Genomic DNA, 26,080 nt, shown 5'->3' with positions numbered 1-26,080 from the left:
GGTGAAGCTTGAGGAGCGGCCCGGTCGGTGACATCACCATTGCGGCCAATGGTGGCATCATCATCCAGTCGAAGCCGGAAGGCGGCGCGACGGCGAACAGTTTCGTCATCAAGAACGCCTCCGCCCATGCCTATACGCTCTCAAACGGCCAACTCATCGATGCCACGACGGGACGGCCCAGCCCGTCTAAAATTATTGCAAGCAGGTCCAAATAATCGCTTGCAGGCCAAGCTATAGATTGTGATATACAGAATATTCAACTGGTAGTTGATTTCTTAAGCAGGCATCGAAGACTGAAATAGCTGATTAGAGGTTGGAAAATTCCCATGGTGCAGATGCTCAAGAGTGTAGAACATGCATTTCTCGCTAAGCTTCTGATCTATACTCTCATAGCATTTCTTCCCTCCGAAATTGCAATAGCTGCCGAGACAGAATTTTATTCACAGTGCCATAAGCTCCTCCCCATTGCAGACGAGTTCGCACGTGAATGCCAAGAACAGGCAAGGCCTTTCTCGCGAACATTTCACCCGAGCGGCGGCCCCCGAGGCGAAGTTGAATCCTACAGCATTCATTTTAAGCCTTTGAATACGCCATCACATTTTGTTCTAGGCTGCGTTCTCAATTTTAAGCACAAGCTAGATTTCGTAGGGCTTTATTATACGGCCAGGCCACTGGATATGAGCCAATTTAACAGTTACGGAATCGTCTTCGTCGATCCGGACGACAATGGTGGCTTGATTATCGATGGCATACAAAACACTTTCATCGCGGTCAGGCAATTCGTGACCAATATTATTCCGGCCCGCCTCGAGGGGCGGCCACAGAATTGCGATGACGCAGGATTGGAAGCCATCGGGGATGCAGTCGCGACAACAAGGCAGAGTGAGCGCTTTCGAAAAGTAGATGATAATAATGAAGAATATTGCATGGTCGATTATTGTGTCACGAATACATACAACGCTTTTATATCAAAACACACGGCGCCGATAATTTACGGCGAACATCATTTATTTATGATAGATGGTAATGGGTCTATCTTGATTGATGCCTCACATTATAAAAAGGTATGCGCTGGCTGGAAAGGCAACGCAGCAATGTCTTATAATATAATTTATGAGATGTGCTCGATCTCGAAAATAAATTGATCGCGCCTATAATCAATCACTACAGGAACTGATTTCATGGGAAATGCAACGTTTATCCCAGTTGTCTTCCCAAATTATAATGCTGCCATAGATGGCGCCTTGATGGGCTTTGGGCACGCTGGCTTCCTACTTGTACAAGCTGACTACGTCAAGATCAAAGGCCAGTGGCGCTATCTTTATCGGGCCATCGACAAGCACGGAAACCCAGTCGATTTTCCGCTGACGGCCAGACGCGATCTGGCCATTTCAATCAGTGCGACCGCCTCGTTCCATCGACTCCCCAAACCGATATCTTTTGTTTTAAGATCGGGATCGATCAGGCCCCACGCCAATCGAGGATAAGATGCTGCCCACCCATTTCTGGGCCGAAATGACCTGGACGGATTTTCAAACCAACCCCATGCAGGACGTCATCGCGGTTCTGCCGGTCGCGGCCACAGAACAACACGGACCGCATCTGCCGCTCGGGGTCGATACATTTTTGATGGAAGAAACCATCGCCCGCATCACCAATCGGTTGCCAGACGATTTGCCCGTTCTTTTCTTGCCCGTGCAGAATTGCGGCCTATCGGTCGAACATCTGGATTTTCCCGGCACACTCAGCATTTCACCCGATATTTTGCTGCGCGCCTGGGGCGAGCTTGGCGCCTGCATCCATCGTGCTGGGTGCCGCAAGTTGGTGCTCGCCAATTCACACGGCGGCAATGTCGGCTTGCTCGACATGCTCGCGCATGAATTGCGCGCAAAACTCGGCCTCTTCGTCGTCATGGCGACCCTGCATCGTTTCGGCACCCCGGACGGGCTTTTCTCCGAGGAAGAAAAACGGCACGGCATTCATGCCGGTGATATCGAAACATCGCAGATGCTGGCCCTGCGGCCCGATCTCGTCAGGCGCGAGGCCTTGGCGGATTTTTCATCCGCCAGCGAATCCTTAGAGCGTGATTTCACCTGGTTGCGGACAGGAAGACCGACAGGTTTCGGCTGGATGAGCCAGGATCTGTCAGCCTCCGGCGCCATGGGCAATGCTGCGGCAGCCTCCGCTGAAAAAGGCGAGCCCTGCCTCGATTATGCCGCGACAGCCTTCATTGAACTTTTGCAGGATATAGCCGCTTTCGATCTCTCGCGGCTGGGCGATCCGCCCGATGTGGATTCACTTCCTTAGAGTGATCCTACTCACAAATCCTTTTCGAAACGCAGGGCGCTCGTTCCGTCTTCATAATAATCATCGATCTTGTCGAAGGGCCGATAACCCGCCTTGTTGTACAGGGCGATCGCCGGCTGATTATCGACACGGACTTCGAGCCGCAGACGCGCCGCTCCTCTCCGGCGCGCGGCTTTTTCGCTCGCCGCCAAAAGGGCACCGCCGAGACCGCGACCCGACTTTTCCGGCGCAATGGCAAGGGAATAGAGCCGGGCGACAGACGAGTTTTTGCGGAAGGCCACGAGACTATAACCCGCGAGCACGCGCTCGTGAATAGCGACCAGCATGATGACACGCGGAGACAGGATATAGGCGCGCAAACTGCGGCGCGACAGCCGATCATGTGCGAAAGCGGCGCATTCAAGCGCCTCGAGCTTCGCGAGATCGGCGAGCCGTGCCTTCCTGACTCCCACGCCTTATTCCCCTGACAAGGGTGAACTCATTGGGGCAGCCATGAATAGACCCAGGTCTCGGTCAAGACACGCTGGCCCGAACGCAGGAAGAGCCGCAGATCCGCTGTCTGGCCCGGCGGGAGCGCAACATCGATAGCGGCGCGGAAGCCCTTGATATAGGGGTCCGGCATCAGGAATGTCCGCAGGATCTGGCCATTGTTCGTCGCCGAAACAATCTCGATGAGAGAGGGATCATCGAGATAATAAGCGAGATCACCCCCAGCGAAATCGATCAGGAAACGCCGGGAATTGGGCACGACGGGTTCGGATGAGCCCAACGCCTTGGCCACCGTCTGGAACGTATTGATTACACGTCCATTCGGAGAAAATTTGGCCGCGTCGAGAAAAGACGTGATGCGATAACCGAAGGACAGGGCCTTGCCGGGCTCGAAGCTTTCACTCGGTACGAAAGAGGCGACAATATTATCGTTGGTCTCGTCCGCGGTTGGCAATTCGAGCAGATCGACATGCCCATCGCCCCAATTTTCGTGGGGCTCAACCCAATAGCTCGGCCGCGACTGATAGGCGAGTTCCAGATCCTGGTAATGGTCGAACGCACGGTCGCGCTGCAACAGGCCAAATCCACGGAAATCACGTGCGGGGAAGGTTGTTATTTGCGGCGTGGGGGGATTGCGCAACGGCCGCCAGATCCACTCGTCAGTATTGCTGTGGATCAGCAGGCCATCGGAATCATGCAATTCAAAACGGAAATCGTCCTTGAAGCGATGTTCGTTCTCACCCGCCAGGAACATTGAGGTGAGCGGCGCGAGACCCAGTTTGACACCTGTCTTGCGCGAAAAGAGCGTTGCCGAAACATCGAGCTCGGTCTGTTTGCCGGGGCTGAGCTCGAACCGATAGGCGCCGGTCGCGGCGGAACTATCGAGCAAGGCATAAATGATCGCGCGGTCGCCCTGCTGCTGCGAGGCCTCGATCCAGAACTCGCGGAAAAAGGGAAATTCCTCGTTAGTGCTGCCATTATCGACAGCGAGACCGCGAGCCGATAGCCCCCAGCTTTCTCCACGCCCGACGAATCGGAAATAGCTCGCGCCGATGAAGGAAATGATTTCATCGGAACTTTTCGGAGAATTCAGAGGATAATGCAGCCGGAAGCCCGCGAAGCCAAGATTGACAGGCAGAGGTTTGTCGAATTTCGCACGGCCATAGTCAAAGAGATTAGCCGCATAGGGGATGGGCGTTGGAATCCCGTCGCGGATCGTATTGACGATAACCGGCCGCTTATAAAGATGCCCGAGATGAAACAATTGCATCCGGAACGGGCTTTGCGGGCTGAGCACAAAAGCCTTGTCCGAGCGCGTTTTAATGTCGCGCCAGGTATCGAAATCGAGTTGCGCCAAAGCGTCCGGCAAAACCGGCGGGCGCGCATCGAAGGGCGCCGCGGCAAGATCACGCGCCCGCCGTACGACATCGTCAAAATCAAATTTTGGGGCCGGCGCGGGAGTCGCGGCATTATTGGCAGCGCTATTCCCACTAGGATTGGCGGGCGCGGCGTGGCCTGATGTTGCACAGCTCAGCAATGCCGTGGACGCAAACAAGCCTTGAACGAAATGACGGCGGGGAAAATCGGCCATGGGTTAAACTTGCGATCTGGACTGAAGGAGAGCGCCGGGAAAGAGCGCCGTGGGGAAAGGCAAGCGAGGAGGTAAGCAGAACATCTGCTAGCAGGAGAGCATCGCCCGATCGAGTGAAGGAATGAGCGATGCTCAAGATCTTCGCAGCCGCACCACACCGGCCCAAAAGCTATCCTCGCTTTCGAACTCAGCATTCTCAGTGAGCGGCTGCTCGATCTACGGGAATAGGCGGATCGGATCACGACACCGATCCGCCTATTCCCGCCAAAAATTGGAGTTGGGGGTGTTTTCCCTCAGCACCTGAACCTCGACACCTGGAACGGTGCGAGAAAAACCACCCGAGTTACGATAATAATCCTTTATAGCGAAACAATGTCCGCCACGATGCTCTCATCAAAGAACCGGGGTGCATCGCTGGGGCCAGGCAATGGTCCTTCGCGGATGCGTCGCGGAGCAGAGTTACTGAGCTTTGCCATTAATCGCAAGCATCCATCTGGCCGATATTTTCATAGCTGGCGGCTTGCCCCTGCCCCGGCGGCGGTCCCGGCCGACCTTCAAGATCGACGACCAGCCCGAGTGCAGGCTCTCACGCATACGTGCAGGAACCTCTTGCGTCGATGAGGCTTATTTCCCCGGTCTCGGCACATCACAGGTTTTGCCACGACCGGCATCACCGGGTTGAATACAAATGCTAAAGGCCATGCACACTCATTAGCCGATGACCTATCGCGCGACAGTCCCTTCCGCCTCGCTCAATATTGGCAGAGGCCACGACGACTCCCGCGTCTGTCGTCCCACGGTCCCCTCGGACAAGATCAAGATCTTTTTTTCAAAAGATCTTGTGTTTCGGCGCGAATCACTTATTTTAGCGCTTGCCCAAATCGCACGTGCCTGTGGTCGTGGTCGATTGGTGGGGATCCGGACAAGAGGCCGGTTAACCACCTTAAAAGGATCGACAGCCGGAGGCGAACCGGCGAACCCCGCCAAACGGGGAACGCGACTTAAAGCAACGACGGACCGGGCTTTTTCGTCTCTGTCAGCCTCCAAAGCTGACGTACCGAAGAGGCTTGTCTATCTTGCCGGGCGTGCGGAAGGGAATTCATTCCATTCCAATCGAAGGCTACATTTTCCAACAAGGCATTGTCGTGCCTCGTTGCAAGAACATGTAGGCCCAACGGCGCAGCATCTGACTGCTTGGCAGTCGGCGTGAATGATTCACGTCGGATCGCGAAGTTGTCACGTATGGCGGGTCAACTTGCACCTCCGCGTCTCCAAAGCGCGGGAGTAGGAGCATCGCCATGCACCCCGAAGCTTATTTCTCTTGGCGTGCTCACGCACGCCCTTCGAAGGGATGCCGCGATGACCGATCGCATTCAACAATTCCTCCGCTCCCGCACGGAAGACGGCCCCTGCCTCGTCCTCGATCTCGAGGTGGTGCGCGACAATTATCAAGCCTTCAGCAAGGCCCTGCCGGATACGCGCGTTTTTTATGCCGTAAAGGCCAATCCGGATCCGCAAGTCCTTGAACTCCTTGCCCGTCTCGGCTCGTGCTTCGATACCGCCTCGGTCGTCGAGATCCAGCAGGTCCTGGCCGCCGGCGCCTCCGCCGACCGGATCAGCTTTGGCAATACGATCAAGAAAGAGCGTGACATCGCCCGCGCCTATGCGCTCGGCGTCAGGCTCTTTGCCGTCGATTGTGAGGCCGAGGTCGAAAAGATCGCCCGCGCTGCGCCTGGCTCGCGTGTCTTCTGCCGCATTCTCTGCGATGGAGAAGGCGCGGAATGGCCGCTGTCCCGCAAGTTCGGCTGCGCGCCGTCGCTGGCGCCGCGCGTGCTGGAACATGCCCATCGGCTCGGCCTGCAGGCCTTCGGCCTGTCGTTCCATGTTGGCTCGCAGCAGCGCAATCCGCTGATGTGGGACTCCGCTCTGCGTTCCTCCTCGGAAATCTTCAAGGATCTCGCCGAGCGCGGCATTACCTTGCAGATGGTCAATCTCGGCGGTGGTTTTCCGACCAAATATTTGCGCGACGTGCCAGCGGTGAAAGCCTATGGCGAGGCGATCTTCCATTCGCTGCGCAAACATTTTGGCAACAAGATCCCCGAGACGATCATCGAGCCGGGCCGTGGCATGGTCGGCAATGCGGGCGTCATTGAAGCGGAAGTTGTCCTCATCTCGAAAAAGTCCGAGGACGATTCTGTCAAATGGGTCTATCTCGACATCGGCAAGTTCAACGGCCTCGCCGAGACGATGGACGAAATGATCCGTTATCCGATCCGCACAGCCTTTGACGGCGACGCGTGCGAGCCTTGCGTATTGGCAGGTCCGACCTGCGATTCCGTTGATGTGCTCTATGAAAAAGACCCTTATCTGCTGCCGATCAGCCTCGAAATCGGGTCGAAAGTACTGATCGAGGGAACCGGCGCCTATACGACCATGTATTCATCGGTCGGCTTCAACGGTTTTCCGCCGCTCAAATCCTATGTGATCTGAGTCTGCTCGATCGTGATCATCTCCGCATCATGCGGGAGATGATCACCCTGTGGGAGAGGCTTTAGCCTTCCCTGAAGCTTTTTCCTTCCATCGGTCCCGGACGGCTGGTTTGGCGCTCAATGTCAAGCCGGTACGAGGGTCGTCACGCGCAATCTGAGCCTTTTCACGAAGGCCATGGAGGCTTGAGATGACCTCATTCCAGTCGATTTCTCGCCAATCGATTTCCAGCCAATCGCTCGCTCCCCTTTTTGACATGGAGATCGCGACGCGCCCGACTATTCCGGGCGCATCGCCTGTGTCTTTGCCGATGCCCGCCACGATCCGCATCGAGGAAGAAGGTCTGAGCGATGTGCCCGCGCGCGAAGCCTTGCTTGATCGCGCTTTCGGTCCGGCCCGTTTCGAAAAGACCAGCGAAAGGCTGCGGGAAGGACGCTATCCGGCTATCGGTCTGTCCCTTGTCGCCAAGGAAATTGACGAGAGGGGCGAGACACTCGTCGGGACGGTCCGTCTTTGGCATGTTCTCGCCGGTCTCGTGCCTTGCCTGCTGCTTGGCCCGCTCGCCGTCAGCCCGGAGCATCGCTCGCTGGGCCTTGGTGGTCGCCTCATGCGCGAGGCCATCGCGCGGGCGCGCAGCCGCGATCACGCGGCCATTCTGCTCGTCGGCGATGCGCCCTATTATGAGAAATTTGGCTTCTCATCCGAATTGACCAAACGATTCGAGCTCCCCGGGCCTGTCGATCGCGCCCGTTTTCTGGCCTTGGAACTGTCATCTGGCGCTCTCGCAAACGCCGAAGGTCTTGTGCTGCCGACCGGCGCCCTGCTATTTCCATCGGCGCAAGAGCCCATCCTCGCCTTGGACTGGCGACAGGCGGCCTGAACCCGGCACCTTCGGCATTTTTGCAGACCGAAGGTGTATTCTTGACCTTTGTCATCGCACTTGCTTGAACGTGGCGCATCGTCTGCGTCTGCGTTGTGTCCGCATGACGTGTCGGACCCCTCACAAGAGCAAACTTGCTTTTGCGACCTATCCGAGAGCGTCGCGTCATTCCTCTTTTCCTTCGGAGTTTTCATAATGTCGCAATGGCCCGTGCATGCCAAAATTACTGGTCCCATCGTCATGATCGGCTTCGGCTCGATCGGACAAGGCATGCTGCCGCTGATCGAACGTCATTTCGACTATGATCACGCGCGTTTCACCGTCATTGACCCCCGTAAGAAACACAAGGAATTGCTGGACGAGCGCGGCGTGCGCTTTATTCAGAAAGCCGTCACACGCGAGAATTTCGTTGATCTTTTGAAGCCCCTCCTGACAGAGGGCGGAGGTCAGGCTTTTGTCGTCAATCTTTCCGTCGATGTGTCTTCATCGGCCATCATGCGCCTCTGTCACGAAGTCGGTGCGCTCTATGTCGATACTGTCGACGAGCCTTGGCTCGGCTTCTATAACGACCCGCGCCTGACCTTGTCACAGCGCTCCAATTATGCCTTGCGTGAAGACGTGCTCGAACAGAAGCGGGCGCTCGGCAAAGGACCAACCGCTGTTTCCTGCTGCGGCGCCAATCCCGGCATGGTCTCCTGGTTCGTCAAACAGGCTTTATTGAATGTCGCCGCTGACGTCGGCCTCGACGCCACGCCGCCGACAAGCCGCGAAGGCTGGGCGAAACTTGCGCAGACGGTCGGCGTCAAGGGTATCCATATCGCGGAACGTGACACACAACGTGCCAAGACGCCAAAGCCGATGAATGTCTTCGTGAATACATGGTCGGTCGAAGGCTTCATCTCGGAAGGGCTGCAACCCGCCGAACTCGGCTGGGGCACGCATGAACGCCATCTGCCGCCCGAAGGCAAACGTCATGATTTCGGCCCCGATTGCGCGATCTATCTGATGCGGCCCGGCGCTGGCACACGCGTGCGATCTTGGACCCCAACCGCCAAGGCGCAGCACGGCTTTCTCGTGACTCATAATGAATCGATTTCGATCGCCGATTATTTCACGGTGCGCGAAGGCGACAAAGTGGTCTACCGGCCGACCTGTCATTATGCCTATCGGCCGGCCGATGACGCGGTCCTGTCACTCGATGAAATGGCCGGCGCGCAATGGCAGCCACAGCCGGAATTTCACATTCTCGATGAAAACGAGATCGTCGATGGAATCGACGAACTCGGCGTGCTGCTCTACGGCCATGCGAAAAACGCATATTGGTATGGCTCCCAGCTCTCGATCGAGGAAACACGGCGTATCGCTCCCTACCAGAACGCGACCGGCTTGCAGGTCACGTCCGCCGTGCTCGCAGGCATGGTCTGGGCGCTCGAAAATCCGCAAGCGGGCATTGTCGAGGCCGACGAAGTGGATTTCCAGCGCTGCCTTGAGATCCAGCGTCCCTATCTCGGCCCGGTGATCGGCGAATATACGGATTGGACACCACTGGTCGATCGCGCGCAATTGTTTGCCGAGGACCTCGATGAGGAAGATCCCTGGCAGTTCAAGAATGTCATCGTGCGCTGAGAATAAGCTCCGTTCAGGTGAACGCACCTGAACGGATACATTCGTCAATGATCCATCTGATGCTCTAAAACAAACAAAAGGCGGGCCGCTGATCCTTCAGCGGCCCGCCTTTTTTCATAATCAACCGTTTGCTTACCAGGGGTAATAGCGCAGGCTGGTCATCAGCATGCTGGTATTCGCCTTGGGTGTTCCACCGATACCGCCAAAGCCACTGCGCTCCGTATAGGAATAGGTCATGCCACCCTGCAGACGCCCGAAGGAACCGGTATAGAAATTATTCCAGAAACCGGCCGCAACAGAACGAATCAGACTTGTCTGATTGGAGCAAGAACCGCCGACGACAAAGCAGCCGGTATTATTATAAAGCGGATTGCCGAGACCAAAGGCATTGGCTGTAGTGGCGGCGCCACTAAAGCTGTAATGCGGCGACATCTGCTGTTCCTGGCCCGCATAAATGTAGAAGTCCCAAGTGGGAGTCGCGTGGAAAATAAGGCCCGCGAGTAGCATCGTCTCGGGATTGGCGGTCAGAGCACCATTCGCTTGAATCGCGACATCGGGGAGTGCCGCCGCGCCATAACGGCCGATACCACGACCCGCAAATGCGGAGAATTGGAAATCAAGGGTTTTGGGGATGAGCGGCACGATAACGCCGCCGCCACCGCCATAACCGGCAACATTGTTGTGCTGACCGGTCAGGTTATTGCGGCTATAGAAATTGCGATAAATGCCAAAGCCTTCGAGATGGATCTGACGATCGAAGACGGTTGGTTCCCAGGCTACCTTGCCGATGAAATCGGGAATATTGTTCAACGAATTGTTGACCAAGCTGTTGAACTGGCTGCCACCGGGAGCGTTCCAGGTCACGAGAGGCGTACCATTGGGCCCACCGCCCGGAACCGGCCCCGGCGCCGCTGTCGTCTGCGGGTTTTCGATCGAAGCACCGATGAAGAATTTATTGTCGAAATCCTTGACGATACGCAGTCCGGGCTGACGGGCGAAATAGAAACCCGGCACATATTGCGCGTCGATCACCAACGGCGGCTGTTCCTTGCGTGGCGACATCCCGCTGGCGTTCAAGGTCAGCAAAGACCAGCTCTGGCCGAACAGACCGTGGAGGCCGAGATCCTTGAAATCAGCCGTTGCATACATGTTGCGGATACGCGGCTGGAAAGAGTTCGTCGAGTTCGGATTGGCGCTTGCCGCGGCGCCGAGCCAGTCGAATTCGACATAGCCAGCAAGATGGATGTCTTTATTGACATCGCCTTCAGCCAGCATGGAGAAGCGGCTGTGGCGGGCGCTGAACCGATATTCGTTCAAGTGTCCAGCGAGGTTATTCTGATAGGGGATCGCGCCCCAGGAGCTTCCGACGTCAGCGAGCTGGTTCTTGTCGCGGAAGATACCGTCAAGTTCGAAGAAGCCGCCGGGCGTGATCGTCAGGCCCTTATAATAGATCTTATCCGTGCTGATGAGCGTGCCGTCCGGCGCGCGCAATGTATGATCGGTCGTATTATATTCGGCCGGAATGAGGCCACCCGCACCGCCGACTCGCGCCGCATGCTCATGCGAAGACACAGGATGCACGGATACTTTATGCACTTCCTGAGCGGTCTCTCTGGTCCGGCGATCTTGCACGGACAATTGATGTTCGAGCTGCCGTAATTTGGCCTCAAGTTTCTCGATCTTGGCGGCCATGGCGGCATCTTGGGCGCGCGCGGGCTGGGAAACAATCGCAGCCAAAGCGCTGGAGCTTAGCAACGCTAAGACAAGGCTGGTGGTTCGGAAATGCATAGAAAGTCGCGCCCCTGATACGACGGAAGATGGGGGCGCATGTAACGAACAAGCTTAACAGTTCAATATATTTTTTATGACAGTTAGATGACACACGTCATAATCGAGAATAGCTTGAGCCTGTCCGCAAAAATTATGACTGATGAAATTGAAACCAAAAGCCAGCCTCCCTAGTTAATATGCTTTTATATTTTCAATGCTTTATTGGATGATATTCAATCCTTTCTGAAAAGGATCAAGCGTCTCTATCTTCTTGTTTTGACGCGACTGTCATTCGCAATGACCCTTTAACTTTCCCAATCGAGCGTTGCGTTTTTAACACAGCTCATTTCAGGCTGGACCTTGGCTAGATAGGACTCGGCTAGGTAGGACTCGGCAGACCCACGTTGGCGAGCGCCTCTGCTTGCCGTATGCGCAAAACCTCTGCGTCGAAATCAGCAAGCGCTTCATTGAACAAGCGATAGAAATTGAGCTTGGCACCGAGATGCAGATAGGCGCCCCCAAGCCCGACCGCCGCGCGATCCATGAAGACGAATTCCTGCGGTACCCGCACCCCACCCGCCTTGCGGAGAGCCTGATGCACCGTGAAGGCCTCCTTGCGGCCATATTGGCTCGGCGAGACGCCATCAGCCACCGTCCGCACGCGATCATCGAGCAAGGGGCCATACATGAAACGCGCCCAGATATTCAGGATTTCGACATGTTCGCGCGTTAGGCCCTTGAAGCCCCAAATGTCATAGGCATGAACAGTGCGGTCGAAATCATGGGTCAGAAAGCCCGTATAAAGCTCGCGCACACCTTCGACGAAATGAGCCTGAAAGAGTCGAATACAACCGTAATCAAGCAAATTGATACCCGCCGGTTCGCCTGCTTCCGTGAAGACTGCGTAATTGCCGAAATGCGGATCGCCATGAATCACGGCATAATGGATGAAGGGAATCCACCAGGCATTGAACATGGCGGCCCCGATCCGGTTGCGGATCTCTTGCGGATGTTTGGTGAAAGCGAGAAGCTTTTCGCCTTCGAGCCAATCCATTGATAAGAGCCGTTTCGTCGAGAGTTCTGGATAAACGCGCGGGACGCGCACCTCCTCGCGGCCTTGCAAGATATGCTTGTAAAGCGCGGCATGGCGCGCCTCGCGCTTATAATCGAGCTCTTCGCGGACCCGCTCTGAGATTTCCTTCACCATATCGCGCGTGTCGATCGCGGGATTGACGCGCCGGTGCAAGGAAAAGAGCAGATCGAGTTGCTTGAGATCGGCCTCGACGGCTGAGGCCATATCCGGATATTGCAGCTTGCAGGCAAGTACCGTCCCATCCTGCATGCGCGCACGGTGGACCTGCCCCAGCGAGGCGGCCGCCGCTGGATGTAGATCAAAAGCGCCGAACCGTTTCTGCCAGCCCTCCCCCAATTCGCCCTGCATGCGACGCTTGACGAAAGCCGCGCCCATTGGCGGCGCTTCGTTCTGCAGTTTCAGCAATTCCTCGGCATATTCGGGTGGCAGAATATCCGGTATGGTCGCCATCATCTGGGCGACTTTCATCATGGGTCCCTTGAGACCACCCAGCGCTTTGGCAAGCGCCCGCGCATTGCCGCTCTCGCTGCCCCGCAGTCCAGTCAGTCGCGCGCCGGCAATCCGCGCCGCGACGCCGCCGACATTGACACCGACACGGGCATAGCGCGCGGCGCGGGCGGAAAAGCGGTTCGCTTCATTATCTTGCATGGATGATCGAACTCGGGATGAAAGGGAGCAAGGACAAAGGTTCGAGGCTCATATAGTCTCGGGACGCGATGATTGATACCTGTGGGGCGGTTTATTCCAAGCTGAAACAGCAGGATACGGGTCACGCTTCTGTAATGGCCAAGGCTGGATCGTCTCAGGCGCGCGCGATGATCAGGAGACCCGGCACCGGCGTGCCTGCCTCCTGGCGGGTCGAAACATCCTCACAAAGCGTCAGATGCAAGCGCGCCTCCGCAAGCGCCGCGCGCAGATAAGCCTCCGCATGGGCAAAACGCAGATCATGACCGACTTTATAAGGTTTTGTTTGCGTCACTTGTACGGTGAAACCGAGGAGACCATCGGGTTTCAAGACCCGGCGCGACCCAGCAAGGACAGAGGAAAGATCTCCCATATAGACGAAGACATCGGCGGCGATGATCAAATCGACACTGGATTCGGGCTCCGACATGAGAAAATCTTCCACGGCGGCTACGGCGAGACGGTCATAAAGCCCCCGTGCCTTGGCTGCCTCGATCATCCGAGGCGAGAGATCGACACCGGTCAGATGACGCGCCATCGGCCGGAACGCTTCACCGGCCAAGCCGGTGCCACAACCGAGATCGATCATGGTCTCGGCGACACCGGCTTGCAGGCGCATATAGGCCTCGGCAAGGAGAGATGGCCCGCGATAATGCAGCTTTTGCGTCAGATGGGCTTCGAAATCATCGGCATAATGGTCGAAAAGGCTTTCGACAAAGCGTGGCGAGGCTGTTTGCGGGACAATCGCGCCGAGCCTGCCAAGGTGCAAAACAGCGCCCAGTTCGTCCGTCTCATCGCAGGCGCGTGCCCGCTCAAAAGCTTCGATGGCCTGATCGCGCAGGCCTTGCTTTTCACGCAATTCGCCCAGAGTAAACCAAGCCGGCGCGAAATCCGGAACGAGTTCCAAGGTTTGAAGAACGAGATCCTCGGCCGCCTGATCATCGCCCTCGGCGGCAGCGGCCTGCGCATAAGCGAAACGACGATCCGCCAGATAATCACCGGATGAGCGCAAGGCTTTCAACAAGGCCATCAGCCCGAATCTCACATTTTTGGGAATGATACCGTAGTATCGAGAATACAGATTCTCGATACGTCACTCTTTAAACCGTATCCACTTGTCCTCATTGAACCGCTTCAATGAGGACAAGTGGATACTAGAGCGAAAGCGGCGCCGGAACCGCGGCGCCGCAGAAGCATTCCCATTTTGACCCAATTCATTCACTCCAAATTCAGGCACATGTGCTTAAAAGCAAGGCCAGAATTCATAATGCGGCGATGGAAATCGAGACGAGAATCGATTTTGCCGTGGTGCAAATTTGCCGTGGTGCAAACCGGCGCTTCTCGCCGCCTCAAGCGACCGCGTCAGGTTCACGAGGAATACCATCATGATCCACTTTTCTTTTCCTTCCCTTAAAAAACTTCTGTCTCGCGGGCTGATCGCCTCCGCGGTCGCCGCAAGTCTTCTGGGCCCGACGCTGATCGCTGCGACGCCAGCCGCGGCTCAGCATTGGGGCGGGCACGGCTGGGGTGGCGGCTATCATGGCGGCTGGGGCGGTTATCGCGGCGGTTGGGGATATGGCGGTTGGGGCTGGGGCGGCCCGGCGGCGGCTGGATTGATCGGTGGCCTGGCCCTTGGCAGCGCCATCGGCGCGTCCTCGGCCTATGGATATAGCCCTTATTATTCCTATGGCGGCTGCTATCCAGTCCGCCAGCCTGTCTATGACGCCTGGGGCCGTTTCGTGGGTTATCGCGCCGTGCGGGCTTGCTACTGAGCCCCTTCCAATCCAGATCCATTCACGACCGAAGCCCGTTCCTCAGCCAGAAAAGGAGCGGGCTTTGCTTATTCACGGTCGAGGGGAGCAATTCAAAAAGATAGCGAAAATTTGAGAAGCCCTGACGGTCATTTTTTGTGACCGCGGAGACTAGATAAGGCAATCGGCCGTTTCGGGAAAATTCTTTCGAAAAGGTTAATCCACAGGGAGTTTTTCTGTGAATCTCTGCAACTTTTTCCCATGAGATTCATTTTAAGGTTTGTCTGTTGCGCTGAAGCAACAGACCTACCCTCGCCGCATGAGCCGGGATTTGACCATCCATCTCGATCCAGTCTCCGAGATGGACAATCGGTTTCAGAACGCGATTCGAGAGGGAATGTTATGCCCAAACCTCGTGAAGCTTTCGGCAAGAAGATCCTCACCTTGACCATGGCGGGTGTGTCCTTAGCCTGTCTTGGTGCCGCCGTCATCGCCGCGCCTGTGCCGGTCGTCCAACTGCCCGTAATCCATATGGCGGATCTGCCGCATATTCTGCAGAAAGTGGCCTTTTATCGGGCCCCGGTTTCATCCGGCCCCACCATGGTGACGGGCCGCAGCGTGGCGGTAGCCCCCAAATCGTCCTTGGCCTCTCTTGGCGATGGCCCTGCCCTGCGCCTTTCCAAGGCTGGAAATGACAATGAAGAAGATTGTGTCGTCGTGCCGCAAGTCACCGGGCCTGACGGCCGTATCTATGTGACCCGTGGTCTCGCCTGCTCCGAATAATTCTTTCATTGTACTCCTTGCATTCCTCTCTCCTTGCATTGCTCTCCTGGAACCTTTGCAAAAGAGTCGTCTGACTCTTTTGCAAAGGGACTGTCGCAAAGAAATGCGACTGAGAGCTTTTAATCAGAAGCAATAGAGAGCCCGCCTTGCTTGAAAGGCGGCCTTCCCGCACCACTTTTATTCAGAGGAATGAATTTGCGGAGTTGAAGCTGGCAATGCGGGCGTCCGATCTTCTCGCCACGACCCCAGCCGGTCTTTATTGCGCTTTCGGTGATTTCTATATCGATCCCACGCGCGCGGTCCCGCGAGCCCTGATCACCCATGCCCATTCCGATCATGCCCGCGCCGGCCATGGAAAAGTGCTCGCCACGGCGGAAACCTTGGGAATCATGGCTTTGCGCTATGGCGCCAACCATGCCGGCGCAACGCAGGCCATCCCTTATGGCGAACCCATCGATCTCGGTGGCATACGTGTGAGCTTTCATCCGGCCGGCCATGTGCTGGGCTCGGCGCAAATCCGCCTGGAATGCGAGGGCTTCGTTCTTGTCGTCTCGGGCGATTACAAACGCGAGCGCGATCCGACTTGCCTCCCTTTCGAGCCACTCGCCTGCCATGTCTTTATCACAGAGGCCACATTCGGCCTGCCCGTCTTCCACCATTCCCAAACCGCTGGGCAGATCGATAAGCTTCTGGCCTCGCTGCATCTGTTTCCTGAGCGTCCGCATCTGATCGGTGCCTATACGCTTGGCAAGGCACAACGGCTCATGGCCCTTTTGCGGGAAGCTGGTTACACGGCCCCGATCCTGCTGCATGGGTCCATGGAAAAACTGACCCGATTCTACGAGGAGCAAGGCATCGATCTCGGCGAGACCCGCAAGCTCGACACCGGCAAGCGCGGTGAGAGCAAGGGCAAGGTCATCCTCTGTCCGCCCTCGGCGCTCGGCGATGCTTGGGCGCGCAAATTCGATGATCCAGTTCTCGCCTTCGCCTCGGGCTGGATGCGCATCCGGGCTTTTGCGCGTCAGCGCGGCGTCGAACTGCCGCTCGTCATTTCCGATCACGCCGATTGGGAAGGGCTTTGCGCCACGATCCTCGAGACGAGATGCGAGGAAGTGCTGGTGACGCATGGCGAGGCGGAGGCCCTCGTGCACTGGGCGAGCAACCGGGGACTGAAGGCGGAGCCCCTCCACCTTCTCGGTTATGGTGACGAAGAAGCCGAGCCGGAAGAGACCAGCGAGGCGCCGGCGTGAAGCCCTTCACCACGCTTCTCGACCGGCTGAGTTTCGAACATTCCCGCACCAATAAATTGCGGCTGTTGCGGGATTTCTTCGCCAATACGCCCGATCCTGAACGCGGCTATGCCTTGGCGGCATTGACCGGCTCCCTCAGTTTTCAACAGGCCAAACCCGGCCTGTTGCGCACCTTGATCGCGACCAGGGTCGATTCCGTTCTCTTCGATCTCTCCTATGATTTCGTCGGTGACCTGTCGGAAACCATTGCTTTGCTCTGGCCAACGCCGACACAAACAATCATCGAAGGCTCGAACCAGCCGCCGCTGCTTCTCTCGGAAGTGGTGGAAGGGCTGCGCGGCGGCAAGCTTGATCTGCCGACTAGGATCGCCTCCTGGCTCGACGCGCTGGACGAGACAGGCCGCTGGGCGCTGCTCAAGCTCATCACGGGTGCCTTGCGCATCGGCGTTTCAGCGCGGCTTGCGAAAACAGCGCTCGCCGAATGGGGTGGCCAGGACGTCAACGAAATCGAGGCGGTCTGGCACGGACTTGAACCGCCCTATCTCGATCTCTTCGCCTGGCTCGAAGGGCGCGAGGCGCGGCCAAACAGCAAGGACCCCGCGCCCTTTCATCCGGCCATGCTCGCCCATGCGATCACGGAACAGGATTTTGCGACATTACATCCGCACAATTTCCGTGCCGAATGGAAATGGGATGGCATCCGCGTGCAGGCCGTCATCGGCCATCGCGAGAACGGGGTGCGGATCACACGGCTCTATACACGCACCGGCGAGGAAATTTCCAAGACGTTTCCCGATCTGGTCGAGGCACTCGATGCGCTCCCCTTCGACCGTTTCGCCATCGACGGCGAATTGCTGATCCTGCGCGATCACCACGTGCAGCCCTTTTCGGTCCTGCAACAAAGGCTCAACCGCAAAACGGTCTCGGCCAAATTGCTCGCCGATTTTCCTGCCCATATCCGCGCCTATGATCTCCTGGGACTCAATGGCGAGGACCTCCGGCCCCTGCCCTTTCTCGAACGCCGCGCGCGATTAACATCCTTCGTGGAAACAGCCGCGTCGCACCGTCTCGATCTCTCACCTATGATCCCCTTCGACACCTTTGAGGATCTCGCAGCGGCTCGTTCCGAGCCGGAAGCCCATGGAGCGGGAGATGATGCAGAGGCGGTTGAAGGCGTGATGCTGAAGGAAGCACATTCAATCTATATCCCCGGCCGCCCGAAGGGTCTGTGGTACAAATGGAAGCGCGATCCATTTACAGTCGATGCCGTTCTCATGTATGCGCAGCGCGGACACGGCAAACGCTCTTCGCTCTATTCCGATTACACATTCGGCGTCTGGCGTGGTGATCCAGATTCTCGACATGACACGGCGCAACTCGTGCCAGTCGGCAAAGCCTATTCCGGCTTTACCGATGAAGAGCTCCATCAGCTCGATCATTATGTCCGCGCGCATACAATCAATCGGTTTGGCCCGGTCCGCGTCGTGGAGCACGGCAAGGACGATGACGGCACAATCTCAGGCCTTGTCCTCGAAATTGCCTTCGAGGGCCTGAACCGTTCGAGCCGCCATAAATCGGGCCTTGCCATGCGCTTTCCCCGTATCAATCGCATCCGCTGGGACAAGCCGGCGCACGAAGCCGATCGGATCGAAAGTCTGGAAATTCTGTTGCCGCAAAAACAGAATGCGGAAAAGCGTGTCTTCTCTCCGTTGATCCCTTAAAATGGAACATCGTTTCCCCGAGGCCGCATGAGCAATCCTTCCTCCACAGATCCTTCCCCGCCGCGCTGGCGTTTCGAGCAGCCCAAAAGCACGCCGCTGACGCGTTTTCTCGGCGGCTCGCCGGTGACTGTCTTCATCCGGCTGCTGGTCCTCTCGCTGATCGTCGGCGCCTTTTTGATGTGGGCGGATATCCGGCCGCAGGACGTCTGGCGCACCGCCATTGCCTTGTTCAATCATTTCTGGGCCATGGGTTTCGACGCGATCCGGGCGATCAGCGATTATATTCTTGCCGGTGCCATTATCGTCATTCCGGTCTGGCTCGTCATCCGCCTATTGTCTCAGCGCAATGGTAACTGAAACCGTGCACAAGGTGACGATCAGCCATTGGGCGGTGGTGCGTCTCGCTCTGCCGATGACGCTCGGCCATCTTTCGACGCCTCTGCTCGGCATTGCCGATACGATGGTGATCGGCAGGCTCGGCCAGGCGGCGCTTCTCGGCGCCATCGCCACGGCCGCCATGCTGTTCGATTTTGCTTTCTGGATCTTCAGCTTTCTGCGCATGGGCACCGCCGCCCTCACCGCACAGGCGCTGGGACGCGGCGACGAGGATGAACAGAATGCAACGCTTTTCCGGGCGCTGATCCTGGCCGTGGGATTGGGCTTCACCCTGATCCTGCTGCAAGTCCCGATTGCCAGGATCGGCTTTTATTTGCTCAATGCCAGCCCGGAAGTCACACGGGCGGCGCGCGCCTATTTCGATATCAGGATCTTTTCCGCTCCCTTTGTCTTCATCAATTATGCGGCAGTCGGCGCCTTCACCGGGCGCGGGCGGACCGATATCGCCCTTGTGGTGCAGGTCTTCCTCAATCTTCTCAATATCGTTTTGAATGTCGCCTTTGTGTATGGGCTCGGCATGGGGATCAAAGGCTCGGCCACGGGCACTTTGATTGCCGAAATCGCGGGCGCCAGCTTGAGTCTTTTCCTGCTTCTGCGCGACCGCACATCCCTGCGTGCCCTGTCTCTCGCCTCTGTCTTCGCGCGGGAGAAATTCATCAGTGTCCTCAAACTCAATTCCGACATCATGATCCGCACGGCGGCATTGATGTTCGCCTTCGCCTTTTTCACCGCGCAAAGCGCCAAGATTGGTGATGTCCAACTCGCCGCCAATGCGATCCTGATGAATCTCTTTTTGACCAGCGCTTATTTTCTTGATGGTTTCGCCACCGCCGCCGAGCAGATGAGCGGCCAATCACTCGGCGCTGGCGATGCCTCGGGCTTTCGCGCCAGCGTTCGACTGACGAGTTTCTGGTGCTTTCTCTTCGCCGCCTTGGCCTTTATGGTCGTGCAGACATTTGGCGCCTTTTTCATCGACATTGTGAGCACCAACGAGGCTGTGCGCGTCACTGCCCGGCAGGACCTCCTTTTGGCCGCTCTGACGCCGCTCGTCGGCTGTCTCGCCTTTGAATTGGATGGCGTATTCATTGGCGCGACCTGGAGCCGCGACATGCGCAATATGATGCTCGTCTCGCTCGGCCTTTATCTCGCAAGCTTTTATGCCTTGCAGAGCTTGAGACCGGATTTGGGCAATCGCGGCCTGTGGTTCGCTCTGCTGGTCTTCCTCTCAAGCCGTGGCCTCACGCTCGCCTGGCGTTATCGCACACTTTATGCTCAGATTTTTTCACTCACCCGATCGACCGCGGCAGCCCCCACGGCATCCACGAGCCGTGGATAATTTCGCGCTGTCAACAAGCGCGGCAATTCGCCAAGAATCCTCCTGACCAGCCCCGGGCCTTGAAAAACGAGGCCCGAATAAAGCTGCACGAGAGTAGCCCCTGCCTCGATCTTGGCGAGTGCTGTTTCCGCGCTGTCGATCCCGCCCACGCCGATCAGTGGAAACTGGTTCTCGACGCGCACAAAGGTTTCAGCGAGCATGCGTGTCGAGAGATCAAAGAGCGGCTTGCCCGAAAGACCTCCCGCCTCACGCGCTTGCGGATCCTGAAGATCTGAAGGCCGGCTGAGCGTCGTATTGGAGACGATCAGCCCATCGACTTTTCGTGCGCAGGTGATTTTCACGATCGCGTCAAGTTCGGACAATGTCAGATCGGGTGCGATCTTCACCAGCACCGGCTTGCGGCCATGGCGCTCCGCCTCGGCATCACGCGCAGCCAGCGCGCGCACCACAAGATCATCAAGCGCAAGGGGCTGCTGCAAATCGCGCAAAGCCGGCGTATTGGGCGAGGAAATATTGATTGTGAAATAATCCGCACAATCGGCAAAGGCATGAATGCCTTTCACATAATCCTCGGCGCGATCGAGACTGTCTTTGTTCGCGCCAATATTGATGCCGATCACGCCTTTCCGCCGCGCGCCTGCCAAGAAAGCCGTAAGCCGCTCATGTACGCGCGCATGGCCTTCACTGTTGAAGCCAAAACGATTGATGATCGCCTCATCCTTGGTCAGGCGAAACAGGCGCGGCAACGGATTGCCCGGCTGCGGCAGCGGTGTCACCGTGCCGATTTCGGCAAAACCAAAACCGAGCCGCAAAAGCGCGCCCGGCGCCTCGCCATTCTTGTCCATGCCCGCGGCAAGGCCGAGCGGATTGGCAAAGGCAAGGCCAAAAGCCTCGACCGACAGCCTGGGATCAACGGCCGGAGGCGGCGGGAGGGGAACATGCGCGAGCGCCCAGATCGCCAGGCGATGCGCCCGCTCGGGATCGAGGCCGAAGAGCAGCCGATGCGGCGCCAAGAACGTCATCCCGGTCAATGGGTTTCGTCCAAAAGGCCGGTGAAATCATGCAATCCGTCTGGCTTGAGCGGCAGGGACTTGGCAAAGACCACAGCCGTGAGCGGCAAGGCGCCATAAAGATGCGGAAACAAAGCCCCCTCGCGCGCGGCTTCCCAACGGAGTGTTTCGCCGAGCTTATCCGTATCAATCGCCACAAGGACGAGGTCATCCTGACCCTTGAACCATTTGGCGTCAGTGCCCAGAAGTTGCTCCTTAGTCGAAAAATGCAGGAAGCCATCGGCCATATCCGCGGGAGAGCCGTCGAAACGTCCCTTCTCCTCGGCGCTCTGCCACAAATCACTCGGAGCGATTTTGTAGATCAGCGTCATGCGAAAGCTCCCTGTCGATAGAATTATACCAACGGTCATAATAAATGACCTTTGGTATTACAAAGGCTCTGCGGCCTTCTTGACGTCTTCAAGAAGTTTGCGGGCTTCCAGAATCTCGTCGGCACTAATCTCATGCGCGCGATCGGTAAACACATGCGAGCGGATCAGTGCCCCGCCTGCCTGAAGAGTCTTGATGGCGCCACGCACACGATCCACCGGGATGATCGCATCCATTTCACTGCCGGTAACATAAATCGGCACAGCGAGAAGGCCCGAGCCCGGCCGCCGGCCAATGGCCGCGACATCGATCAAGCCACCCGTCAGGATCAAGGCGCCACCATAGGTACGCGGATTGCGCACCAGAAATTCAGCGGTGAGGCAAGCGCCTTGCGAATAGCCACCCGGCACGATGCGATCCTGTTCGACACCGCGCGCCTTCAGGCCATCGATGATCGCCCCATAATAAGCGAGCGACGCTTTCAACGCCGGCTCGTTTTCCTCGTAAGGTTCAAGCAGGTTTTTCGGATACCACAGACCGCCCTCAACATCGGGCAGAAGATAGCGCACCTGGGGACAATCGATCTGCACGGCCAGATTGCGCATATCCTCGGGCGTCTGGCCATGGCCATGCATCAGAATGGCAACAGCCTTGGCATCGGCCCAATCGGCACCGGTTTCGAGCGGCTCTGAAAAAGCCATGGATCATTCTCCAAGGGAATAGAGAGGAACGAACGGCAGCCCGTTCCTCATTGGCCCTGCAAGAAAAGGGCATGCTCGCGCGTGAGGTCGCCCTTCAGCGCCTTCTCGATCAGAGCGCGCGTCTCGGCGATTCCATAAAGTGCCACGAAGGAACCGAAACGGGGACCCCGGGCCTCTCCGAGCAACACAGCATAGAGCATACTGAACCAATCATTCGAGACGCCGGGCCGCTCTTCTGTCGCTCCCTTGGCCTTGAAATCCTGATAACGCGGAATGGCGCGCGCGACATCATAGAGCGCGGTCTGGATCTCCTCGGCACTGGCGCCTTCCGGCAAAGCCGCCAGCATATCGAGAAGATTATGGAGCGCTCCCACTTCGACCTCATCGGGCTCACGATAGGTCTTGGCCGGCCGCACGAAATCGCGGAAATAGCGCACCGCATAACCAACAAGCTGATCGAGACGCGGATGATTCTGCGGCGAGACATTGGGCGCGTAACGGCGCAGAAAACCCCAGAGAACCTGCGAGTCCTCGCTATTGGCGACCGCGGCGAGATTCAGGAGCATGCCGAAGGAAATGGCCGTCGCCTGCCCGCCATGGGTCAGGGTTTCGGGCTCCGGCGGATGACCCGTATGGATGTGCCAGACCGGATTGCCGAGCTGTTCCTTGATCGCCTGACGGGGATAGGCGTCGAGAAAACTCAAATAATCATCGACCGTGCGCGGAATCACATCGAAATAGAGACGCTTGGCGGCCGTCGGCTTCTGATACATGAAAAGCGAGAGGCTTTCCGGGCTCGCATAGGTCAGCCATTCCTCGATCGTCAGGCCATTGCCTTTCGACTTTGAGATCTTCTGACCTTTTTCATCGAGGAAGAGTTCGTAGTTGAAACCCTCCGGCGGCTTGCCCCCAAGCGCCTGGACGATGCGGCCCGAAAGCTTGACGGAATCGATGAGATCCTTGCCAGCCATTTCATAATCGACACCAAGCGCGTACCAGCGCATTGCCCAATCGGGCTTCCATTGCAGCTTGCAATGGCCCCCCGTCACTGGCGTCTCGAACACCTCACCCGTGTCGGGATCACGCCAGACGATTGTTCCTGCTTGCGGATCGGTCTTTTCGAGCGGCACCTGCATGACGATGCCCGTGCGCGGATGGATCGGCAGGAAAGGGGAATAAGTGGCGGCCCGTTCCTCGCGGAAAGTCGGCAGCATGATCGCCATGACCTCATCGAGATGGCGGAGCATGTGCAAAAGCGCGCTATCGAAGCGACCAGACGTATAATATTCGGTCGAGGACGCAAATTCATACTCGAAGCCGAACGAATCGAGAAAGGCGCGCAGCCGCGCATTATTATGCGCGCCAAAGCTCGAATGCGTGCCGAAAGGATCCGGCACCTGGGTCAAAGGCTTACCGAGATAAGCAGCGACGAGCTCCTTGTTCGGAATATTGTCCGGCACTTTGCGCAGGCCGTCCATATCGTCGGAAAACGCCAGAAGCCGCGTCTTGATCTTATCCTCGGTCAAGATGCGAAACGCATGGCGCACCATGGTCGTGCGGGCGACCTCGCCAAACGTGCCGATATGCGGCAGACCGGAGGGACCATAGCCGGTCTCGAACAGAACTTCCTTCTGGCCGGTTGCCTCGACCCGTTTGACGATCTTGCGCGCTTCCTCGAACGGCCAGGCATTGGCCTTGGCAACGGCTTCAGACAAGGAAAGCGGCGCTGTGGCCGGCTCGGCGGCAGACATGAGACAAATCCTCGACAGGGAGAAAGTTTGCGCGGCTGGCCAGCCCGGCGCAAGACCAAGAAAATATCCTCTAGAATAATTTTTAACGCGAGGGAATTCCCAAAGACCTGACGAGTGCTCAATCAAGCTGACCCTGGACGATGGATTCAAATCCCGACGGCCAGCGGCAACAGGCTCTCCGGTCTTGGATGGGCACTGCGCCATGATTCATCAGTGTCGGCGCCCGCGCTGGTTTCCGTTTCCCGAGGCTTTTTCTCCACGGGTGCCCGCCGCGACGCCCTCGTCCTGGCGAGACCATGTTCCGTCTTCCGCCAATGAAACGGCCGGACAAGAAGATCATAAAGCGCGGCCCAGGCAGCGCAGGAAATCAACAGATAATAAGGCAGGATCAGCGGCAAAAACAGCCAGAGATTCAAGAGGTTTCGCCGTCGCATGCCGAGCCAGGAGAGCCACAGCGTCGAACCCACGCCGAGGAGGCTCACAGCCAGAAACAATGTGGCAGCAAAAATGCCGAGCCAGTTTGTCGGCTCCGGCAGACCGCCACTCATCCATTGATAGAGCGTGACACCCGTCAAAATCGGCCAGAGCAAGGGCGCGAGCACGAGTCCGACAAGCAGCAGAAGCAGTGCTCCCCCCTGCTTCATGCCGGTTTCAGCAAGAAGCCGCCGCGGATCACGCAGCAGAACACCACCCGTCTGCATCCACCCCTTCAGCCAACGGCGGCGTTGCGAGAACCAGGCGTCAAGCCGCGCAGGCGCCTCCTCCAATGTCTGAGAGGCAAGCGTCGCCGTTCTATATCCATTACGGGCGAGCCGCATGCCAAGATCGGCATCCTCGGTCACGTTCCAGGCATCCCATCCATGCACCGCGCGCAAAACATCGGCTCGGAAATGATTGGAGGAACCGCCGAGCGGCAGCGGCAGGCGGAGTTCCGACATGCCTTCCAAAAGCACATCGAACAGCACTGCATATTCAATCGAGAAAAGGCGAGTGAGCCAGGAATCCTCGACATTGTCGATGACAAGCCGTGCCTGGAGACAAGCCAGCGTCTTGGGGCTCGCCAGAAAATATTCCGCCGCATGCCGCAATTGCAACGGATCAGGCTCGTCCTCGGCGTCGAAGACGGTGACGAAAGTCCCGCGTAGCAGAGGCAAGGCGACATTCAAGGCGCGCGGCTTCGTGCGCGGCCAGCCGGACGGCGCGACGATGATCTCATAGAGCGGGGAGAGCCGCGCTTTCCGCAAGGCCTCCAATGTTTCCCGATCATCCGCCTCGATGACGAGTTTGACCTCAAGCTTGGCGCGTGGATAGTCGATGCGCTCCAAAGCATCGACGAGTTGAGGCACAATTCGCGCCTCACGATGCAGGGCAACAACGATGGAATAGAGCGGCAAGGTCGCATCCCGCACATGCGGCCGCCAGAGCGATCGCGGACCAAGACTGGCAGCCCCGGCGGCGAGGCGTAACACAAGCATGCCGAAAAAGAGAATGGCCAGAACGAGCGCACCAAAGAAGACGAACTCGGCAAGCTGCAAGCCCAACACACCAGCAACGGCAGGAGAGGCCAGCAATTGCAGGGCGCTTTGCGGCCCAATGAGTGCTGTTCGCGCCGAGAGTGAAGCGTCGAATTCAAAGAGGCCGCAACTCGCATCGAGCTTGATCCGCAAGGTCGCAGCCTTACGGACAAGATAGGAGAAATGCGCCGGTGTCGTCAGGATCAGCCGGTTCGATCCGGCAATTTGCCGCGGCCCGGCTTCCAACAATGTCCGCAAAATCTCGCCTCGGGGCGCGGCGAGATAGCAAGCCGTTAAAGAAGTCGGGACACCCAGCGACTCTTCTCCTCCCCCATCGAGGGCCGCAAACCCATCATAGAGCACATTCGGATAGGTCATTTGCGGAGCAAGACGCGCGGCTCCACGCAGGAAACTCAGATTCAAATGGCGTGCGAGCGCCTGATAATAAAAAACCTCGTCGATTTGACCTTCAGCAAAGAGCACTGATTCTGGCGCGGCATTCTGGCGGCACGCCTTATGCGTGACCATTGACAAATGATCCCGAGGCACCCCCTGAGCTTCCAGAAAGGCG

The 26,080-nt window shown here is 57.4% G+C and carries 22 protein-coding genes and 1 pseudogene; 13 read left to right on the top strand and 10 right to left on the bottom strand.

What is annotated here, in order from left to right; all coding sequences use genetic code 11:
* Positions 1-8: 8 nt before the first annotated feature.
* The 4 genes and pseudogenes from BIND_RS05510 (at position 9) to BIND_RS05495 (ending at position 2,307) form a co-directional block, all read left to right on the top strand.
* Positions 9-215, top strand: a complete 207-nt coding sequence (locus tag BIND_RS05510; protein ID WP_041777943.1) for a hypothetical protein — start codon at positions 9-11, stop codon at positions 213-215.
* A gap of 111 nt (positions 216-326) precedes the next feature.
* Positions 327-1,145, top strand: a complete 819-nt coding sequence (locus BIND_RS05505; protein WP_012384084.1) for a hypothetical protein — start codon at positions 327-329, stop codon at positions 1,143-1,145.
* A gap of 141 nt (positions 1,146-1,286) precedes the next feature.
* Positions 1,287-1,385, top strand: a pseudogene (locus tag BIND_RS20510) (DDE-type integrase/transposase/recombinase); the annotation flags it as partial.
* 103 nt (positions 1,386-1,488) lie between these two features.
* Complete coding sequence (locus tag BIND_RS05495; RefSeq protein WP_012384083.1) at positions 1,489-2,307, top strand: creatininase family protein; 819 nt, start codon at positions 1,489-1,491, stop codon at positions 2,305-2,307.
* 11 nt (positions 2,308-2,318) lie between these two features.
* On the opposite strand, the gene BIND_RS05490 is transcribed toward BIND_RS05495, so the two are convergent.
* Positions 2,319-2,759, bottom strand: coding sequence for a GNAT family N-acetyltransferase (locus BIND_RS05490; RefSeq protein WP_012384082.1), 441 nt, complete (start codon positions 2,757-2,759; stop codon positions 2,319-2,321).
* Positions 2,760-2,785: 26 nt separating this feature from the next.
* Positions 2,786-4,387 (bottom strand): OpgD/OpgG family glucan biosynthesis protein, encoded by a 1,602-nt coding sequence (locus tag BIND_RS05485; RefSeq protein ID WP_012384081.1) that lies wholly within the window; start codon positions 4,385-4,387, stop codon positions 2,786-2,788.
* Between the two features lie 1,359 nt (positions 4,388-5,746).
* Between BIND_RS05485 and BIND_RS05480 the strand changes: the two genes are divergently transcribed.
* The 3 genes from BIND_RS05480 (at position 5,747) to BIND_RS05470 (ending at position 9,380) form a co-directional block, all read left to right on the top strand.
* Entirely contained in the window at positions 5,747-6,877 is a 1,131-nt protein-coding gene (locus BIND_RS05480) for a type III PLP-dependent enzyme (RefSeq protein WP_012384080.1), read from the top strand.
* Between the two features lie 187 nt (positions 6,878-7,064).
* Complete coding sequence (locus BIND_RS05475; protein WP_012384079.1) at positions 7,065-7,754, top strand: GNAT family N-acetyltransferase; 690 nt, start codon at positions 7,065-7,067, stop codon at positions 7,752-7,754.
* 195 nt (positions 7,755-7,949) lie between these two features.
* The gene (locus tag BIND_RS05470; protein ID WP_012384078.1) at positions 7,950-9,380 is read left to right on the top strand and encodes a homospermidine synthase; all 1,431 of its coding nucleotides are present in this window, start codon (positions 7,950-7,952) and stop codon (positions 9,378-9,380) included.
* 132 nt (positions 9,381-9,512) lie between these two features.
* On the opposite strand, the gene BIND_RS05465 is transcribed toward BIND_RS05470, so the two are convergent.
* The 3 genes from BIND_RS05465 to BIND_RS05455 form a co-directional block, all read right to left on the bottom strand.
* The gene (locus tag BIND_RS05465) at positions 9,513-11,072 is read right to left on the bottom strand and encodes a hypothetical protein (protein ID WP_148210564.1); all 1,560 of its coding nucleotides are present in this window, start codon (positions 11,070-11,072) and stop codon (positions 9,513-9,515) included.
* 457 nt (positions 11,073-11,529) lie between these two features.
* Entirely contained in the window at positions 11,530-12,891 is a 1,362-nt protein-coding gene (locus tag BIND_RS05460; protein ID WP_012384076.1) for an ABC1 kinase family protein, read from the bottom strand.
* Positions 12,892-13,045: 154 nt separating this feature from the next.
* Positions 13,046-13,957 carry a class I SAM-dependent DNA methyltransferase gene (locus BIND_RS05455; RefSeq protein ID WP_012384075.1) on the bottom strand — a complete coding sequence of 304 codons (912 nt, stop codon included), beginning with the start codon at positions 13,955-13,957 and terminating at the stop codon, positions 13,046-13,048.
* 355 nt (positions 13,958-14,312) lie between these two features.
* Between BIND_RS05455 and BIND_RS05450 the strand changes: the two genes are divergently transcribed.
* From BIND_RS05450 to BIND_RS05425, 6 genes are all read left to right on the top strand, one after another.
* Entirely contained in the window at positions 14,313-14,699 is a 387-nt protein-coding gene (locus BIND_RS05450) for a hypothetical protein (protein WP_012384074.1), read from the top strand.
* A 381-nt stretch (positions 14,700-15,080) separates the two neighbouring features.
* On the top strand, positions 15,081-15,461 hold the full coding sequence (locus BIND_RS05445) for a hypothetical protein (protein WP_012384073.1): 381 nt from the start codon (positions 15,081-15,083) through the stop codon (positions 15,459-15,461).
* A gap of 215 nt (positions 15,462-15,676) precedes the next feature.
* The gene (locus tag BIND_RS05440) at positions 15,677-16,711 is read left to right on the top strand and encodes a ligase-associated DNA damage response exonuclease (RefSeq protein WP_012384072.1); all 1,035 of its coding nucleotides are present in this window, start codon (positions 15,677-15,679) and stop codon (positions 16,709-16,711) included.
* The gene (locus BIND_RS05435) at positions 16,708-18,432 is read left to right on the top strand and encodes a cisplatin damage response ATP-dependent DNA ligase (RefSeq protein ID WP_012384071.1); all 1,725 of its coding nucleotides are present in this window, start codon (positions 16,708-16,710) and stop codon (positions 18,430-18,432) included. The genes BIND_RS05440 and BIND_RS05435 overlap by 4 nt, the downstream gene beginning before the upstream one ends.
* A gap of 27 nt (positions 18,433-18,459) precedes the next feature.
* Positions 18,460-18,789 carry a DUF6460 domain-containing protein gene (locus BIND_RS05430; protein ID WP_012384070.1) on the top strand — a complete coding sequence of 110 codons (330 nt, stop codon included), beginning with the start codon at positions 18,460-18,462 and terminating at the stop codon, positions 18,787-18,789.
* A 4-nt stretch (positions 18,790-18,793) separates the two neighbouring features.
* Complete coding sequence (locus BIND_RS05425) at positions 18,794-20,164, top strand: MATE family efflux transporter (protein ID WP_244395968.1); 1,371 nt, start codon at positions 18,794-18,796, stop codon at positions 20,162-20,164.
* On the opposite strand, the gene BIND_RS05420 is transcribed toward BIND_RS05425, so the two are convergent.
* From BIND_RS05420 to BIND_RS05400, 5 genes are all read right to left on the bottom strand, one after another.
* Positions 20,101-21,186 carry a quinone-dependent dihydroorotate dehydrogenase gene (locus tag BIND_RS05420; protein WP_012384068.1) on the bottom strand — a complete coding sequence of 362 codons (1,086 nt, stop codon included), beginning with the start codon at positions 21,184-21,186 and terminating at the stop codon, positions 20,101-20,103. The genes BIND_RS05425 and BIND_RS05420 overlap by 64 nt on opposite strands.
* A 5-nt stretch (positions 21,187-21,191) precedes the next feature.
* Positions 21,192-21,545: a DUF952 domain-containing protein gene (locus BIND_RS05415; protein WP_012384067.1), complete on the bottom strand. Its 354-nt coding sequence runs from the start codon at positions 21,543-21,545 to the stop codon at positions 21,192-21,194.
* A gap of 57 nt (positions 21,546-21,602) precedes the next feature.
* On the bottom strand, positions 21,603-22,244 hold the full coding sequence (locus BIND_RS05410; RefSeq protein ID WP_012384066.1) for an alpha/beta hydrolase: 642 nt from the start codon (positions 22,242-22,244) through the stop codon (positions 21,603-21,605).
* A 47-nt stretch (positions 22,245-22,291) separates the two neighbouring features.
* Positions 22,292-23,995 carry a lysine--tRNA ligase gene (locus BIND_RS05405; RefSeq protein ID WP_012384065.1) on the bottom strand — a complete coding sequence of 568 codons (1,704 nt, stop codon included), beginning with the start codon at positions 23,993-23,995 and terminating at the stop codon, positions 22,292-22,294.
* Positions 23,996-24,141: 146 nt separating this feature from the next.
* Entirely contained in the window at positions 24,142-26,037 is a 1,896-nt protein-coding gene (locus BIND_RS05400; RefSeq protein ID WP_148210563.1) for a glycosyltransferase, read from the bottom strand.
* Between the last annotated feature and the right edge of the window lie 43 nt (positions 26,038-26,080).

Origin of the sequence: Beijerinckia indica subsp. indica ATCC 9039 (genome assembly GCF_000019845.1) — a bacterium.
Lineage (GTDB): Bacteria > Pseudomonadota > Alphaproteobacteria > Rhizobiales > Beijerinckiaceae > Beijerinckia > Beijerinckia indica.
Note: the sequence above shows the minus strand (reverse complement) of the source record. Positions and strands in the feature narration are given on the sequence as shown.

Bases quoted from the DNA above. Each gene is read 5' to 3' on its own strand.
- BIND_RS05410 (WP_012384066.1), bottom strand. From the start codon at position 22,244: ATGGCTTTTTCAGAGCCGCTCGAAACCGGTGCCGATTGGGCCGATGCC.
- BIND_RS05460 (WP_012384076.1), bottom strand. From the start codon at position 12,891: ATGCAAGATAATGAAGCGAACCGCTTTTCCGCCCGCGCCGCGCGCTAT.
- BIND_RS05420 (WP_012384068.1), bottom strand. From the start codon at position 21,186: ATGACGTTCTTGGCGCCGCATCGGCTGCTCTTCGGCCTCGATCCCGAG.
- BIND_RS05470 (WP_012384078.1), top strand. From the start codon at position 7,950: ATGTCGCAATGGCCCGTGCATGCCAAAATTACTGGTCCCATCGTCATG.
- BIND_RS05445 (WP_012384073.1), top strand. From the start codon at position 15,081: ATGCCCAAACCTCGTGAAGCTTTCGGCAAGAAGATCCTCACCTTGACC.
- BIND_RS05430 (WP_012384070.1), top strand. From the start codon at position 18,460: ATGAGCAATCCTTCCTCCACAGATCCTTCCCCGCCGCGCTGGCGTTTC.
- BIND_RS05480 (WP_012384080.1), top strand. From the start codon at position 5,747: ATGACCGATCGCATTCAACAATTCCTCCGCTCCCGCACGGAAGACGGC.
- BIND_RS05415 (WP_012384067.1), bottom strand. From the start codon at position 21,545: ATGACGCTGATCTACAAAATCGCTCCGAGTGATTTGTGGCAGAGCGCC.
- BIND_RS05465 (WP_148210564.1), bottom strand. From the start codon at position 11,072: ATGGCCGCCAAGATCGAGAAACTTGAGGCCAAATTACGGCAGCTCGAA.
- BIND_RS05455 (WP_012384075.1), bottom strand. From the start codon at position 13,957: ATGGCCTTGTTGAAAGCCTTGCGCTCATCCGGTGATTATCTGGCGGAT.
- BIND_RS05475 (WP_012384079.1), top strand. From the start codon at position 7,065: ATGACCTCATTCCAGTCGATTTCTCGCCAATCGATTTCCAGCCAATCG.
- BIND_RS05405 (WP_012384065.1), bottom strand. From the start codon at position 23,995: ATGTCTGCCGCCGAGCCGGCCACAGCGCCGCTTTCCTTGTCTGAAGCC.
- BIND_RS05400 (WP_148210563.1), bottom strand. From the start codon at position 26,037: ATGGTCACGCATAAGGCGTGCCGCCAGAATGCCGCGCCAGAATCAGTG.
- BIND_RS05505 (WP_012384084.1), top strand. From the start codon at position 327: ATGGTGCAGATGCTCAAGAGTGTAGAACATGCATTTCTCGCTAAGCTT.
- BIND_RS05440 (WP_012384072.1), top strand. From the start codon at position 15,677: ATGCGGGCGTCCGATCTTCTCGCCACGACCCCAGCCGGTCTTTATTGC.
- BIND_RS05450 (WP_012384074.1), top strand. From the start codon at position 14,313: ATGATCCACTTTTCTTTTCCTTCCCTTAAAAAACTTCTGTCTCGCGGG.
- BIND_RS05485 (WP_012384081.1), bottom strand. From the start codon at position 4,387: ATGGCCGATTTTCCCCGCCGTCATTTCGTTCAAGGCTTGTTTGCGTCC.
- BIND_RS05495 (WP_012384083.1), top strand. From the start codon at position 1,489: ATGCTGCCCACCCATTTCTGGGCCGAAATGACCTGGACGGATTTTCAA.